The sequence below is a fragment of the Aliivibrio finisterrensis genome (genome assembly GCF_008933155.1).
Classification (GTDB): domain Bacteria; phylum Pseudomonadota; class Gammaproteobacteria; order Enterobacterales; family Vibrionaceae; genus Aliivibrio; species Aliivibrio finisterrensis.
In genome coordinates, this window is sequence record NZ_WBVP01000006.1 from 82,370 (window position 1) to 97,033 (window position 14,664).

Annotated in this window: 14 protein-coding genes and 1 riboswitch; of the genes, 5 read left to right on the top strand and 9 right to left on the bottom strand. The window is 39.3% G+C overall.

Going from position 1 to position 14,664, the window contains the following annotated elements; all coding sequences use genetic code 11:
* The first annotated feature begins 34 nt into the window (after positions 1-34).
* Positions 35-132: riboswitch (TPP riboswitch) on the top strand.
* Between the two features lie 103 nt (positions 133-235).
* On the top strand, positions 236-1,105 hold the full coding sequence (thiD, locus tag F8B77_RS07525) for a bifunctional hydroxymethylpyrimidine kinase/phosphomethylpyrimidine kinase (protein ID WP_151654839.1): 870 nt from the start codon (positions 236-238) through the stop codon (positions 1,103-1,105).
* A 114-nt stretch (positions 1,106-1,219) separates the two neighbouring features.
* Here the strand turns inward: thiD and F8B77_RS07530 are convergent, their stop codons facing one another.
* The 4 genes from F8B77_RS07530 to F8B77_RS07545 are packed head-to-tail and all read right to left on the bottom strand — an operon-like array spanning position 1,220 to position 5,051.
* Entirely contained in the window at positions 1,220-1,945 is a 726-nt protein-coding gene (locus tag F8B77_RS07530) for a DsbA family protein (protein WP_151654840.1), read from the bottom strand.
* A 13-nt stretch (positions 1,946-1,958) separates the two neighbouring features.
* The gene (locus F8B77_RS07535) at positions 1,959-2,483 is read right to left on the bottom strand and encodes a protein disulfide oxidoreductase (protein ID WP_151654841.1); all 525 of its coding nucleotides are present in this window, start codon (positions 2,481-2,483) and stop codon (positions 1,959-1,961) included.
* On the bottom strand, positions 2,483-4,597 hold the full coding sequence (locus F8B77_RS07540) for a protein-disulfide reductase DsbD family protein (RefSeq protein WP_151654842.1): 2,115 nt from the start codon (positions 4,595-4,597) through the stop codon (positions 2,483-2,485). The genes F8B77_RS07535 and F8B77_RS07540 overlap by 1 nt, the downstream gene beginning before the upstream one ends.
* A 55-nt stretch (positions 4,598-4,652) precedes the next feature.
* Positions 4,653-5,051 carry a hypothetical protein gene (locus F8B77_RS07545; protein ID WP_151654843.1) on the bottom strand — a complete coding sequence of 133 codons (399 nt, stop codon included), beginning with the start codon at positions 5,049-5,051 and terminating at the stop codon, positions 4,653-4,655.
* A gap of 231 nt (positions 5,052-5,282) precedes the next feature.
* Between F8B77_RS07545 and F8B77_RS07550 the strand changes: the two genes are divergently transcribed.
* Positions 5,283-6,944: a methyl-accepting chemotaxis protein gene (locus tag F8B77_RS07550; protein ID WP_167512784.1), complete on the top strand. Its 1,662-nt coding sequence runs from the start codon at positions 5,283-5,285 to the stop codon at positions 6,942-6,944.
* Between the two features lie 83 nt (positions 6,945-7,027).
* On the opposite strand, the gene F8B77_RS07555 is transcribed toward F8B77_RS07550, so the two are convergent.
* Positions 7,028-7,726: a metal-dependent hydrolase gene (locus tag F8B77_RS07555; RefSeq protein WP_151654845.1), complete on the bottom strand. Its 699-nt coding sequence runs from the start codon at positions 7,724-7,726 to the stop codon at positions 7,028-7,030.
* Positions 7,727-7,782: 56 nt separating this feature from the next.
* Here F8B77_RS07555 and F8B77_RS07560 point away from each other — a divergent pair, with 56 nt between their 5' ends.
* Complete coding sequence (locus F8B77_RS07560; RefSeq protein WP_151654846.1) at positions 7,783-7,953, top strand: hypothetical protein; 171 nt, start codon at positions 7,783-7,785, stop codon at positions 7,951-7,953.
* Positions 7,954-8,095: 142 nt separating this feature from the next.
* On the opposite strand, the gene F8B77_RS07565 is transcribed toward F8B77_RS07560, so the two are convergent.
* Together F8B77_RS07565 and ohrR are read right to left on the bottom strand one after the other, a co-directional pair.
* Positions 8,096-8,764 carry a YiaD family glycine zipper/OmpA-like lipoprotein gene (locus F8B77_RS07565; RefSeq protein ID WP_151654847.1) on the bottom strand — a complete coding sequence of 223 codons (669 nt, stop codon included), beginning with the start codon at positions 8,762-8,764 and terminating at the stop codon, positions 8,096-8,098.
* Positions 8,765-8,877: 113 nt separating this feature from the next.
* Positions 8,878-9,345: a transcriptional regulator OhrR gene (gene ohrR, locus F8B77_RS07570; RefSeq protein WP_151654848.1), complete on the bottom strand. Its 468-nt coding sequence runs from the start codon at positions 9,343-9,345 to the stop codon at positions 8,878-8,880.
* A gap of 145 nt (positions 9,346-9,490) precedes the next feature.
* On the opposite strand from ohrR, the gene ohr reads away from it, so the two are divergent.
* The gene (ohr, locus tag F8B77_RS07575) at positions 9,491-9,913 is read left to right on the top strand and encodes an organic hydroperoxide reductase Ohr (protein ID WP_151654849.1); all 423 of its coding nucleotides are present in this window, start codon (positions 9,491-9,493) and stop codon (positions 9,911-9,913) included.
* Between the two features lie 18 nt (positions 9,914-9,931).
* Positions 9,932-10,327, top strand: coding sequence for a DoxX family protein (locus F8B77_RS07580; RefSeq protein ID WP_151654850.1), 396 nt, complete (start codon positions 9,932-9,934; stop codon positions 10,325-10,327).
* A gap of 91 nt (positions 10,328-10,418) precedes the next feature.
* On the opposite strand, the gene ygjK is transcribed toward F8B77_RS07580, so the two are convergent.
* Positions 10,419-12,800, bottom strand: a complete 2,382-nt coding sequence (gene ygjK / locus F8B77_RS07585) for an alpha-glucosidase (protein WP_151654851.1) — start codon at positions 12,798-12,800, stop codon at positions 10,419-10,421.
* A 232-nt stretch (positions 12,801-13,032) separates the two neighbouring features.
* Positions 13,033-14,454, bottom strand: coding sequence for an amino acid permease (locus F8B77_RS07590; RefSeq protein ID WP_151654852.1), 1,422 nt, complete (start codon positions 14,452-14,454; stop codon positions 13,033-13,035).
* Positions 14,455-14,664 lie beyond the last annotated feature (210 nt).

Sequence of the window (14,664 nt, forward strand, 5' to 3'; positions counted from 1 at the left end):
TATATTATCTCAAAATTAATTAGTGATAGTATGACTTCATTAGTCGGGGAGCCAATAGGCTGAGATCGCAATAGCGAACCCGTTGAACCTGATTCAGTTAGTACTGACGTAGGGAACTAATGGTCCTCTTGACTCGATCGCCTCTGATCCGTTTCTTTAGGTGAGATCTTGCGTACCAACGTAGAGATATTCTCATTCGACTGTTTTTCCTGAGCGTTAGTTAGGGAAAATAATTATGTCTACATTCGTTACTACAGCACCTTTGGCATCACCTGTTTTAAATAAGTTATCTACTATTACTCCTATTGTATTAACTATTGCAGGGTCTGATAGTGGTGGTGGCGCAGGGATCCAAGCTGATATTAAAGCCATCTCAGCAACTGGAGGCTACGCGTGCTCTGTTATTACCGCATTAACGGCTCAAAACACCCAAGGCGTTACGGGCATTTATTCAATCAGCAGTGAATTTGTAGAACAGCAGCTTGATGCCGTTTTTTCTGATCTAAATGTGATTGCCGTTAAAGTCGGAATGCTAAGTGATTCTGATGTCATTCATTCTGTCGCAAAAAAAATCAAACAATATTCTCCTCAATACGTGGTGGTTGATCCCGTAATGGTAGCCACCAGTGGTGATTTGCTACTTCAGGCATCTGCTATTGATAGCCTTAAATCTGAACTTCTTCCACTTGCTGATGTGATCACGCCAAATCTTCCTGAAGCTTCGGCATTAATTAGTGTTAAAGTTCCCAAAACCGAAGATGAAATGACAGCCATCATTGGTGAACTTCGTCAATTAGGTGCTAAGTCAGTATTGTTAAAAGGTGGGCATTTAGAAAAGGATGAGAACAGTACTGATTTACTGATTTTATCTGATTCCATAGAGCGTTTATCGACACCCCGAATTGAAACTCGCAATACACACGGCACGGGCTGTACGTTATCGTCAGCGATTGCTTCATATTTAGCGCAAGGTCATAAGTTACAGGCGGCTGTAACACTAGGTAAGCATTATATTACTCAAGCGATTATTCATGCGGATGAACTGAATGTTGGTCAGGGGCATGGGCCTGTGAATCACTTCTTTGCTTTACATACTCAAGAGTAATTATGATGAAGAATCGCATTGGTGCTGTCATTTTTAATGAGCGTACAAAAAAGTAACCCCCAATAGTGAGTCATCATTATTGGGGGTATTTTATAGGTAAATATTAATTAGCGTTTAGAGTTGTTTATCAATGATGGCTTTTAAGTCTTCAGTTGGTATAAACCCTGGAATGATTTCGTTACCAATAATCAAACTTGGAGTACCTCTTAAGCCTAGTTGAGTAAAGATCTGTTCACTCTTTTCTACCATTTTTACCTTTTCTTGATTTGGAGTCAGTTCTTGCTGTGTTCCTGTTAACTCCGCTATTTTCATTATGGATTTACTGTCATGACGTGATGGTTTTGCCATCATCAAGCGATGCACTTCTGCGTATTGCTCTGGTTTTTTCTCCCACACATCTAAAGCATACCAAGCTGTATTGGTTTTTAGTCCAGGAACCATACGCTGTTGGAAAGGTAAAAAGACATTAACCACTCGAACTTCTGGGTATGCCTTTAAAACATCAACAAGACCTGACTCTAAACGTTTACAGTAAGGGCAGTTGAAATCAGTGAAATTGATGATGGTTAATTTCGGATTCTCAGCACCAAAATAAGGATGTTTAGGGTTGTTGTATAGATAGTCATGATTTAGCGTCAAGATACTGCTTAGTGACTGTTGGCTATCAATATATTGCAATAAATTAGTATGTAACCCTTCAATGATTTCTGGGTTTTGACGAAGTAAATCAGAGATCTCCGCTAATTGTTTCTCTTGAGCAGAAGAAATAGTTTCTGCAGATACAAGCGGTGATAGAAATAAACTTGCTGCGATTGATACCGATAATAATAATGATTTCATGAGAATAATAACCTTAAGCAAAAAATAAACGTAACCACAGACCAATAGGGGTCGTTACGCCAGTTGTGATAGAAGATATTTCACCGTTTTTAACGATGACTATAGATGGGGTTGCAGTCACTCCCCATTCTCGGCCAATATTTCCCGTAGAATCATTAATAACAGGGAAATCGTAATCTTTGTAATTCATATACTGAGCTAAGCGGTTATTATCGCCAGAGGTAATCGCAACAGAAACGACTTGATGGCCGTTAGCTAACCAGCTCACACTAGGGCTCACCATGGTGCAAACTGGACACCAAGTCGCCCAAAAATAAACTAGAACAGGTTCTTTATAGCTCATTTTTGTAATATCAACCCATTCTCCGTCTATAGTGTTAATGGACAGTTTAGGTGGGGTTTCTGATGGCATATCTTGGCTTCGCCAATAATCTACGGCAACAGAAAACAGTGTTATAAAGACCGTGAATTTTATGATTTCCTTAAACCAGTGAATGGCCTTTTGTTTTTTTCCTGCAGCTATCTTCTTTGTCGTCATTAGTTTGTTCTCCCTGCATATTCGATTGCTTGAATAATATCGTTACTTGTTAAAATAACAGGTAAAGGTAACCCTCGCGGTGCATTCGGCCCATAAACAACATTAAGTGGAACCCCAAAACGTTGATGACTTTTTAGGTAATTGGTCACTTTTTCACTTGGGTGAGTCCAGTCTCCTTTCATAGCAATAACGTTTTCTTGATGCAGTGTTGAATAGACAGGATCTTGTAAAATTACACCTATCTTGTTGGCTTTACAGGTAATGCACCAATCGGCGGTAACATCGACAAAGACTGTTTTTCCTTGAGCTACATATTCATTTATAGAGTGTTGTTCTAAAGATTGCCAAGGGATATCGTCGACAATAGGGGTTACCCAATGCTTTGTTGTCATACTGCCAATAATCAGTAATGCGCTACTAGAGAAAACGATAATAGCTAAGATAGCAATAACGGTATTCTTGCCGTGTTTTTTACCTACTTTATATAATAAGAAAATAATTAGTAATGCAGTAACAATCCAAACAGTAGTGCTACCGAGAAAGGGAGAAAGTAAGCTAAGTAACCATAACGTTGTTACTAGCATCATCAAACCAAAAATAATTTTGATCTTGTTCATCCACATTCCAGGCTTTGGCATAAATGAAACGAGTTCCGGAAATAAAGCGAACAGTAACCAAGGAAGAGCCATTCCAAGCCCTAGCGAAGTAAATATCACCCACATTTCAAAAACATTAGCACCTAATGCGAAAGCAACCGCAGTACCTAAGAAAGGTGCACTACATGGAGTCGCAAGTAGTGTTGCAAACATACCTTGAACGAAGTGTCCAAGTGTTGTGTTATTGCCTTTACTCGCAATAGAGGTTGAGAATCGGCTTGGTAATTGGATCTCGAATATGCCAAATAAATTAGCGGTAAACAAGGCGGTAATGATAACCATAAAGCCAATGAATGTAGGGCTTTGGAACTGGATCCCCCAACCAATGGCATTGCCTGTAAATTTTAAAATAAGCAAACCAGTCGCAAGTAACCAGAAAGAGGTTAAGATCCCTGCAGCAGAAGCAAAAAACTGTAAGCGAATAGATCGTTTACTTGACGCTGATGAAGCAACCATACTGTTGAGTTTCATGCCTAAAACCGGTAATACACATGGCATGATATTAAGAATTAAGCCGCCTAAAAAAGCAAAAGCTATCATGGTAATAATGCTTGTATCTGCGCTTTGGGTTAGTGGTTTTGCATCGACAATTGCTGTTAATTCGTGAGCAAATAACTCATCAGAGGCAGTAATTGAAATTGTTTTACCAACTAAATCAGTATCACCTAACCAATTCGTAACGTTATAGGTTGCGGTAATTAAACTGCCATCAACCTCCACTACCGGTTGAGAGAAGTAATCATCAGTTATCTCTGGACCATCAATCAGAATTTGAGGTGTTTTCCAACCAGCATCATGAGTAAGTTGAACTTGCAGTTTTTGTGATAAAGCATCAAATGAAGCACTAACTAGTGTTGTTGAATCACTTTGTTTTGGAACAGAAGCTAACCCTTGCTGGAATAAGTGCTGAGCGCTTGCTTCGGTTTCTAGCTTATTAAGCTCGACTGGAGGTAGCTCTAAATCGTAATCAGTCAGAACACAGATATTAGTACACGTTGGCAGGGTTAATCTTCCTGAAAAATGTAACGGTTGATTGATATCTTCAAACGTTAATTCCATTGGAAAAACAACATTATGTTTATAGCCAAGGGTCATTAACCCTGATTGCTCATAAAAAGCAGGGGTTGGCCAAAACCATTCTAGATTAGATAGGTTTTGAGATTGGCTCAAATCAAGAACAGGAGATACACCTCCTTCACCAGGTGATCGCCAATAGGTTTTCCACTCATCATCGAGTTTTACCTCTAATAAACCTTGTGCTTTATTATTTGATTTATCTACTTCACCAGTCAGCATAAAACGAACTTGTGCTGGTGGATGATCAGGATGAGTTAACCAACCTGTAGATATTGATTGCTCTGTAGCAGATAAAGAAAAAGCGGACAACAGCAACGCTGATGCCAATATCACCGCTGAACGAAATCGAGCGATGACTTTAATTTGTTGAATTGTAAACACGGTTTTACTCCGAAAATAATTATATTAAATAAAGATATAAGTACTTACGGTGTGATTATTCTTGGAAGGTGCAAAAGGCCAGATGTCGCCGAATACCATAAGAGGTGATCGGTTCTGTAAAAGAGTAAGTTGCTCCAGCTTGTTTAAGGATCGCCGCGACAATAAGAAGGGCTAAGATAAACATTGGGATAGCAAAATCTAGATGAATGGTATGAGCATTGACTAATTGTTCACTGCTACTGCATTGTGGAGCATCAGCATCAGCATCAGCATTCTGTTCTTGTTCTACATTGAAATTATGGGTTTGCCCTACATTGTCAGTTTGAGGAGATAAAGGACAAGCTGTCGATAAACCAAAATTTTGAGAAAAACAAACAAATAGCACAATACACACTAACAATAGTGACCACGAAGCGATGTTTTTACGCTTGTATTGTAATAATGAAAATCTCAAAGAAGTCAGCTTATTTTCAAGTGATAGGTATTCCCCATATTCTATTGATAAAAGTAAAAAGGTCAATGCAGATTTATCTGTGAATCGGCTCTTTGAATGTAAGGAAAAATAAATAGTAGTGATCTTTTTATAAATAATTGGCATAGAAATTGATGTTTAGTAGGAAATAATAATTACATTTTTAGTAAACATCTTAATTCAAGACGTAACTTGAGCCTCAGAGAGAATAAAATGAACCTATCAATAAAAGCGAGATTGTACCTACTTGCGATTCTGCCAATTGTATTAACATCATTGTTGATAATGGCGATGACCTATAAAGAAGCCAGTGCACTAAACCAAGCTCAAATGGATATGACACGTTCGCAGATGATGCAAATGAAGCGAGTCGAGCTGAAATCTTACTTGGATATTGTATCTTCAGAATTAAAGCATTTTGCGGAACAAGATAAGACTAAAGAAGAAGTGTTAGAGTCACTAAAGCCAGTACAATTTGCAGATACAGGTTATTTATTTGGCTTTACTTCTAACGGTGTTCGTATTTTGCAAGGAAATACCAATGATGTTGGTAATAATATGTGGAATATGAAAGACAAAAGAGGTAACTATTTGATTCAAGATATTATTACGGCAGCCAAAAATTCTTCTGGTTACTCTACGTATTATTACCCTAAGTTAAATGAAACAGTGGCATTACCAAAATTGGCTTATAGTGTTTACTTTTCAAAGTGGGATTTAATTGTGGGTACTGGTTTCTATACTGATGATGTTGATGCTGTCATTAATGATATGAAAGCCTTGAGTGATCAACAGTTAGCTAAAAGTATGCAAGTTATTGTTATATTTACATTAGTGATTGTTGTTATTGTTGCATTTATTGGTTCTTTGATTAATAGAAGCATTATGGCGCCGATTCAAAAGTTTGATGAATCGATTAAATCTTTTGCTTCTGGTAATGCAGATTTAACGGCACGTATGCCACATTTTACCGTTCCTGAATTCGATCAATTGAGTACGAATTTTAATTTATTTGTTAAATCGCTGCATGAGATCATCTCGAATGTATCGCATGTTAGTCGTGATGTTGTAGCAGAAACTTCAAATATGTCAGAGCGTTCTGCTCAGGTGAATGCGGTTGTTACTAATCAACGTTCAGAGACAGAACAAATAGCGACAGCGATGACGGAGCTTACCACTTCATCTCATGAGATCTCTTCCAATGCAGAACAAGCGGCAAGTTCAGCTCAAGATGCGGATAACAATGCTCAAGTCGCTATGCAGACAGTAAATGAAGCGTCAGAGTCAGTAAAAACATTGGCAGCAGAGCTTGATGAAGCAAGCAATGTAATTTCTAAGCTTGAAGGTGATGTACAAAATATCGCAAGTACGTTGTCGGTAATTCAAGATATTGCAGAGCAAACTAACTTACTTGCTTTAAATGCGGCAATTGAAGCGGCAAGGGCGGGTGAACAAGGGCGTGGTTTTGCCGTTGTTGCCGACGAAGTACGTAAACTGGCAAGTCGGACTCAAGAGAGTACAGCACAGATCCACCAACGTATTGAAGCATTAAAATCAGGCTCTGATTCAGCGGTTCAAGTTATGGCAGCCAGTAAGAACTTTAGTACATTAACAGTAAATAAAGCGGTAGCTGCTTCTGAATCACTTGGTCAAATCTTAGCGTCTGTAAATACGATTATGGAAATGAACTCGTTAATTGCAACGGCTACTCAAGAGCAAAGTATTGTAGGCCAAGAAATCTCAGAGCGTATTGTTTCTGTATCTGATCAAAGTTCTGAGTCGGCTGAATTAGCAAGCCAAAACCGCGCTGGTGGCGTCTTGCTGAATCAGAAAGCCAATGAACTGTCTGAATTAGTTGAGCGTTTTACTGTGTAATATAGAGATTAATTAGCTAATTAAAGCACAAGAATTAAACGGTTCTTGTGCTTTTTTGTTTCTCGTAACGTATCAATTCGTCGCTACCACAGCTTAAAGAAGCGCCAATCACTCAATGCACTGATTGTTGATTCAATTGGCGGAGCAAACCAAAATAGTATGCCGCTAGCAATAATAAATACAGCAGATAAAGGTAGATTAGAAAAATCGGTTAGTTTTAAGGCTGAGCCGAATGAGCGCTTGATACGAACGTTCGCTAAATCGACACTGTAGAGCTCATCTAAAAGTAAATGAACTATCCCACCTGCGAAAACAAATGCACCAGAAAGCCAAGCAATATGATCCCAGCTTTTAACGTCATCACCAAGAATAAAACACGTAATATTAGTCGTAAGTAGTCCACAAAATAAAAGAAATAATAAAGAGTGACAGATACCACGATGAATAGTTTGCCATTCAAATACATTACGTATGCCGAATTTCATAAACAGATGAATCGCAACAGGTAAGCCAATGAGAAGTAAAAACTGCCTTTCATCAATAGCATCACTGGTTAAATAACGGATACTTAGCAGGACGATACAAATAGTAAATAGGTTAAATATAATGTCTAAAGAGGTCGAGTTATCAGAGTCGATATCCGGTAATAGGCCACCGATAGTACCTAAAAACCATAACCATAGTGCGGTATTAAGTTCGATGTGATTTGCTGACAATAGGGCTGCGGAAGTCACACCGGATGCCAATGCGGCAACATTTAAATGAGTACTGAAATTTGCCATAGGTTTTCTAAGAATTCTTTTGTAAAATGAAGGCTGAATTATTGAGATAAGTGATTATGTTTAAAATATTTGCATTACTGTTCATCGCGTTAGGGATCTACATTGGTATGAACTATGGCGATGAAGTTCAAAATGTTATGGATTTGGATGCCTTTGAGAAAGTACAAGAAACCATCGTTGATGGTAAAGATCTTGTGGTAGATAAAATAGAAGACGCAGTTCAATAATTAAGCTGTTTGTCTAAAATCAAAAATCCCCCTTGATGCTAGCATCTTGGGGGATTTTTGATTCTATAACAGTCAATACTGAAAGCCAACAATTAACTGTTTTTATATACAGTTAATTGTTGGTGAGTTTTATTATCGATGATTATTTAAGCGGTAAAATAGTGATTTCTACACGACGGTTGCACGTACGACCTTGTGATGTTGAGTTATCACAAACAGGGTAGCGCTCACCGTAGCCACGGGCATGAACACGTCCAGCCGCTACTTTTTGTTTGATGAGGTAAGTACGAACAGAATCAGCACGTTGCTCAGACAAGGTTTGGTTTTTAGTCGCGTTACCAGAGCTGTCAGTGTGTCCATCAATTTGAAGTGCAGTATCTGGGTATTCAACTAAAATACGAGCAACCCCATTAAGCGTGTTGTAAATACTTGAATCTAATTGGTAAGAACTAGACTGAAAACCAATACCGTTATCCATAACTAATTTAAGTTCATTATCACCAACACGTTCAACTTGAACACCAGAGCTTTTTAGTTCGTTACGTAAAGCGGCTTCTTGTTGATCGAAGTAGTAACCAGCACCACCACCAACAGCACCACCTGCTGCTGCACCGATAAGTGCATTCTTACGACGCTCTTTTGCGTTATCCCCAGTTGCTAGACCGATAGCTACACCAGCAAGCGCACCAGCAAGAGCGCCTTTTGTTGCAGAGTTAGTCTCTGTTTCACCAGTGGTTGCATTTTGACGTTGAGTTGCCTGACAACCAGTTAAACCAATAAGAAGAGCAAGCGCAATTGTGATTTTTTTCATTTTATTCTCTAATAATATACATCTGTGCCGGCAGTGTACTCATCGAAAATCAAAAATCAATGCTTTAAAAAGATCTTTATTGATAGAAATGCCTAATAAAGGCAAAGACTGATTTATTGCTGTAGATTCGCTAATAATTTTTCACAGGTTTGTTTCAATTGTTGTAACTCTTCAATTTCTAGCTGGCTTTTACAAAATATAGCATTAGGGAGAGAGAGTGCTTGCTTCTTTAATTCTGAGCCTTTAGTTGTGAGAAAAACTTGTCGAATACGCTCATCTTGAGTGCTGCGTTGACGAGTAATGATCTCTTTTACTTCTAGGCGTTTTAATAAAGGCGTTAAGGTTCCGGAGTCTAGGTGTAGCTCTTGACCTAATTCTTTTACATTGATGCCATTGCTTTCCCAAATAACCATCATTGCTAAGTACTGAGAATAAGTAAGGTCCAGTTCGTTTAGTAGCGGGCGGTAAGCTCTGATCATTGCGTTTGAGGCACTATAAAGAGAAAAACAAACTTGATTTTTAAGCAATAGTTGAGGGGAATCACTCTCTTCTTGAGTAGGTAGTTCAAGGTTCTTATTCATATTCACACCAAAAATAAAACTAGATTGTGCACAATATACTTGTTTTTTATCTTTAAATCGACTTATACTTACTGAAATAAAATTGCGCGCAACTTAATTGTGATCAATTAAATATCTCAGTGCTATTCAATCAAAGGACATCATTATGACAACGTTATATACAACAACAGCAACGGCTTCAGCAGGACGTAATGGCCAAGTAACAACTGACGATAATATGCTTGATCTTGCTTTAAGCTATCCAAAAGAGATGGGTGGCACAGGCGAAGCAACGAACCCTGAGCAACTGTTTGCAGCAGGTTATTCTGCGTGTTTCTCAAATGCGATTCTACACGTGGCTCGTGAGATGAAAATCAAGCTGACTCAAGCTCCAGTATCGGCTGAAGTGGGTATCGGCCCAAATACTACAGGTGGCTTTGCGTTAACGGTTGCTTTAGCAGTAACGCTAGAATTAGATGAAGAAAAAGCTCAACAATTAGTGAAAACAGCACACCAAGTCTGTCCATACTCAAATGCCGTGAAAGGCAATATTGATGTGAAATTATCAGTGAATGGTGCTGTACTTTAATTCATAGGGATTGATTAAATGAATACTCTATTACTAACCGTAGGTCGTGTACTTCTGGCACTGTATTTCTTAGTTCCAGGTATCATGAAATTTGTATCGTGGGATATGCATATTCAATTAATGGAAAAGCATGACATGCCATTTGTGCCAGTCCTATTGGGGCTTGCGGGTATCTTCCAAATTGGTGCTGCCGTTTTACTAATAGCAAATCGATTTACATGGATAGTTGCTCTGTTATTGGCAGGGTTAGTGTTGGTTATTAATGTGTCGTTGCATGATTTCTGGAATTATTCAGGATTGGAAGGCGCACATGAGATGCAGAATTTCATTAAGAACTTAGGTATTTTTGCTGGTTTATTGGTACTTTCAGGCCACGCAATGCCTGAGTGTTGCAAAGAAAAAGCCAAATCGTAATAACGATACAAAACATTTTTAAATCGAAAGAGTAAAAAAGGGATACGACGTTAATCATATCCCTTTATTTTATTTGTTAGCCTTTATGTGCTTACTTTTCAGCAGTGAAGAAATCATTATAAAGCATGTAAAGGTGAGCTGAACTCCAAGAGAAGTTTGGTGCACCTTGCTGATCGCCAGTGAGTGGGTTGTAGTTTTCACGGATAGGACCGTCACCAACTAGGCCATCAGCGTGATCAAAGAATGCACCTGCCATTTCAACCGCATCGTCACGATAACCGTAGCTTTCCATGCCTTTTAGGCCAAAGTAGAATTGGTCAACCCAAACACGTCCGCGCCAATAGATATCAGGACCAAATGCAGGGCTAGATAGTGCTGCCGTACCTAGTGGAATATAAGTATTGAATTCAGAGGTATTCTTCATCACTTTAACAACAGCGTCAGCATTTGCTTGGGTTGCTGCTTTATTGAAGAGTGGTGACCAACCTTCAGGGCCTTTGCCACGTTCAACAATTGGCTTACCCGCACAGCCGTTTGCTAATGGTTTGTCTTCAATACGGATATCGTAGAAGAAGCCGGTACCTTCATCAAACATACAAGTGTTGATGTAACTTGCTAACTTATCGGCTTTTTCACGGAACTCTTTTGCATCAGTATCTTTACCTAGGATATCAGCCATTTGAGCTAGATATTGGTTGTCACTGAACATGTAGCTTGCTTGGTCAACAGACTCTTGCAGTAGAGAATAGCCTAAAAGCGTGCCATCTTTATCTCGATTTTGTGCGAACTTCACTTCCCAATCCGAGCGTTTACCACCATTTGCAACATAAGTGTCTAATTGATCTTTATCGATAAAACCAAAGGCTGCGGCATCATCACGACCAGACTCCCAAGACGCTGCCGTTTGTGCAGGGATCTCAATGTGGTCATAGTTACCAGATTTTATGATCTCTTGGTATTTATCTAGGCCAGCAAGTTCTTCTTTCTTATCGCCACGCTCAACCGTAAACAGCATATCGCCATTGTCTGTATTGTGTGCTTTATCGCGTGAAGCGCCATACTCAGGAACACCGTTACCATTGTTATCACGATTACGTAACCACCAATCATGATAAGCAACCAATTTAGGGTACATTTCTTCTAACCACGCTTTATCTTCAGTGGTTTTGTATACTTCCATTACTGCCCATGCAGCAAGACTTGGTTTGGTGTTTCGCTCATTCCAGTTACCACCATCACCACCACGCTCAGGGCTTGTGTTGTAGGCTAATAAATCAGGAATAAAACCAGCATCCCAAGGACGAACGGTATCATCTGCTTGAATTTGATACGCAAACATAGCGCGAATATTATCTTTGGCTACTTCTGGGTTAAAGTGTGCCATTGCATACGCTTGCTTCCATGTATCCCATGGCCATGTTTGGTTACCTGAGAACCAACGGGCGGTTACAGATGGTGTTACAGAGTCAAACTCCATTGCACCAGCCGCACCACGCCAGTTACCATTAAGCGTTTCCATTGCTTTTACTGCAACGCGCTCTTGTTCAGGGGTTGCATTTGGGTTGGTTAAGCCTTTATCAAGGTATTCTTCCCAACGCTTTTCTGTTGCGACTAAGTATTGATTCGGATGTGCTAGAATGTCGATGATTTTAGCTTGTTCTGCTTGGTTTTCTTCAGCGGTTAATACATGAGAATATGTAGTATAAATCGTGGTGGATTGCTCAATGCTTGCTTTAGAGGTAAAGCCCAAACCATCTACTGTAGTCGTTGTAGGAATAGATTTATGAACTTGGTACTCAGAGTCGCCTGATGTTAATAGAGACCAAGTAGCACGAACCTCACCAAAAGTGACTTTTAAGCCATCATCTGTTGCTTCAATGCGACGATCATAATCAGGGTATGCTTCAGCAATGGTTTTATCTGATTGAGATTTTTCTTCTTTTGCGTGATTTCCTTCGATCAGCTCACCATCCCAAACAAGCTCAACAGGTGAGTTGGTTGTGATTTTAGTTTCAACTAAAGAAGTGCGGTTTGTTGCAAAGCGTAGTGTCATTTCGACTTTTACGTCATCAGAGCTTAATACTTGCACTAATGCACCAGGAAGGCTGTATGCTTCCATAGTAAATTCAACTTTCTTGCCATCTTTAAATACACTTAGGCGATCGAAATTGTCTGCCATGAAATTAATGTATTCTTCGGTTAGTAGAGCCGTTCCTGGGAAACCACCCATACCATCATCGTTGTCTGGTAGTAGATGACCGTGCCAAGAGCCCATGTCAAAGAATGGGTTAAAACGTTGGTGATCATCAAAATCGTAATCACGCATATATTCAGGGGAACCCGTGCGATCAATCACGTCTTTAAATTGTGCCGCTTTAAGCTCAGTAGAGTTAAGGTCTGTCGGTGATGTTTGTGCGCAGCCCACAGCGAAAAGGGCAGTAGCAACAGCAAGTGCAGAAATCTTTAAATTCATAATTAAATTCTTATAATTGATTTAGTAAAGTTTTAGTAAATTTGACTCAGTAGATATTATTGATAAATAGAACAGTTGTCCGTGAACTCAGTCTCATTTAATAAGGAGATATAAAGGTGGAGTGTGATTCAGTTAGCATAACGAAAGTAGATATTAAAAAGGCACTGTGAGGGGTTCAGTGCCTTTTGCTTTAGGTATAGTACGGAAAACTAAATGCTAATTTGATTTCTACTTATTTTGCCGATGCTGTTTTTAGTTCAGATGCTTTTTCTTGCTTCTTTTCAAAGCGAGAGATCCACCAGTATGCAAGTGCAGAGAATACCATTGTCATAAATACATTGATGAAGAAGGCTTCTACTAAGTCAACACCCGTTGGGAAAGCCGATGCTGTCATGCTTACCACAAAGATAGTGATAAGTACCGATACCACACCCATGCCTACTTTACGCGAGCCCATACGGAAATTACGAGGAGTATCATCATGCTTCAAGCGAAAAACAAAGTAAGCAACCATAATGAAGATCGGTGGTAGCATTGCCGTACCAGCCGTTAAGTTAATTGCTGTATTCATCATGTCTTGTACAGATTCAGAGCCAAAGCCATTTACAACTAGCATCACAACAACAAAAGCAAACTGCCACCATGCTGCGCGAACAGGAACACCGTGCTCGTTTAGCTCTGTTGTTTTCTCACCGTAAACACCTTGAGGGATTTCAGAGAAGTGAATTTTAACAGGCGCTGCAGTCCACATCATCATAGAGCCGAACATTGCGATGAAAAGAACGATACCCACAAAGCGACCAACTAATGATTCAGAGATATTGAAGTATTGAGCCATACCCGTAAAGATTTCAACCATACCGCCTGCGTAGGTTAGGCTTTCGCGTGGTACGAATACGTTGACAAGTAAAGAGCCAACAGCATACATAGCACCAATTAGGATACCTGCGGCAATGATAACTTTAATAAACGTCTTTTGACCGCCTTTTACATCTTTCAAATAAGCAGCGGCAGTTTCTGCACCACCAGCGGCTTGGAAAATCCAACACATAATACCAAGTGTTGCCCAGTTAATCGTTGGGGTCATGGCTTCCATTGTGATTGGTTGAGCTGGAGTATGATCGCCTCCTAGTGCCATTAGTGCTCCGATAACGTAAATACCAAATAGAGCAAAGACACCATAAGCAACCATTTCAGATATCTTACCTAACCAAGATGCACCTTTGGTTGAAATATGCGTCGCAGCTGCAAATAAAACAATAGAGATAACTGAGGTGACAATAGGAGAGAAGGCGTATTCATAACCTAACATTGCATAAGAAGCATAAGCAATTACGTTAGGAAGTAGAGAGACGAACCAGAATAGATTTACAAACCAGTAAAGGAAAGAACCTAAATAAGCCATCTTAGTGCCAAGAGGTTGTTTTAACCAATCGTACATACCTGATTCTGAGTTTTTGTTTGCTGATACAAATTCAGCAATAATGAATACGAATGGGATGAAGTAGACTAAAGTAGCGAATAAAAAGATGGGTGCAGAACTTAGTCCCAGCTCGATGTTGTTATTAACAATGTTACGAACGTTAAATACCGCCGCCATTGTCATCGACAGTAAGGCAAACTTGCCAATTGTCCCTCGTAAAGAATCAGACATAATAATGTATCCCTATGTGTTTGCGTTTGGATTATGAGTTTATCATTTTAGTTAACAATTTTAGGTAACTTTTAGTGAAATTATAGTAGTAAAATTTACTAAAAGTTACTGTGAGGTATGTCATTAAATAGAGATTAAGGAAACAGCAAACTGTGATGGTGATCTACTCTGGTATTGTTTTTATTTTAGACAAAAAAAAGCGCCCATGAC

Bases quoted from the DNA above. Each gene is read 5' to 3' on its own strand.
- F8B77_RS07590 (WP_151654852.1), bottom strand. From the start codon at position 14,454: ATGTCTGATTCTTTACGAGGGACAATTGGCAAGTTTGCCTTACTGTCG.
- ygjK (WP_151654851.1), bottom strand. From the start codon at position 12,800: ATGAATTTAAAGATTTCTGCACTTGCTGTTGCTACTGCCCTTTTCGCT.
- F8B77_RS07580 (WP_151654850.1), top strand. From the start codon at position 9,932: ATGAATACTCTATTACTAACCGTAGGTCGTGTACTTCTGGCACTGTAT.
- ohrR (WP_151654848.1), bottom strand. From the start codon at position 9,345: ATGAATAAGAACCTTGAACTACCTACTCAAGAAGAGAGTGATTCCCCT.
- F8B77_RS07530 (WP_151654840.1), bottom strand. From the start codon at position 1,945: ATGAAATCATTATTATTATCGGTATCAATCGCAGCAAGTTTATTTCTA.
- F8B77_RS07565 (WP_151654847.1), bottom strand. From the start codon at position 8,764: ATGAAAAAAATCACAATTGCGCTTGCTCTTCTTATTGGTTTAACTGGT.
- thiD (WP_151654839.1), top strand. From the start codon at position 236: ATGTCTACATTCGTTACTACAGCACCTTTGGCATCACCTGTTTTAAAT.
- ohr (WP_151654849.1), top strand. From the start codon at position 9,491: ATGACAACGTTATATACAACAACAGCAACGGCTTCAGCAGGACGTAAT.
- F8B77_RS07560 (WP_151654846.1), top strand. From the start codon at position 7,783: ATGTTTAAAATATTTGCATTACTGTTCATCGCGTTAGGGATCTACATT.
- F8B77_RS07555 (WP_151654845.1), bottom strand. From the start codon at position 7,726: ATGGCAAATTTCAGTACTCATTTAAATGTTGCCGCATTGGCATCCGGT.
- F8B77_RS07550 (WP_167512784.1), top strand. From the start codon at position 5,283: ATGAACCTATCAATAAAAGCGAGATTGTACCTACTTGCGATTCTGCCA.
- F8B77_RS07535 (WP_151654841.1), bottom strand. From the start codon at position 2,483: ATGACGACAAAGAAGATAGCTGCAGGAAAAAAACAAAAGGCCATTCAC.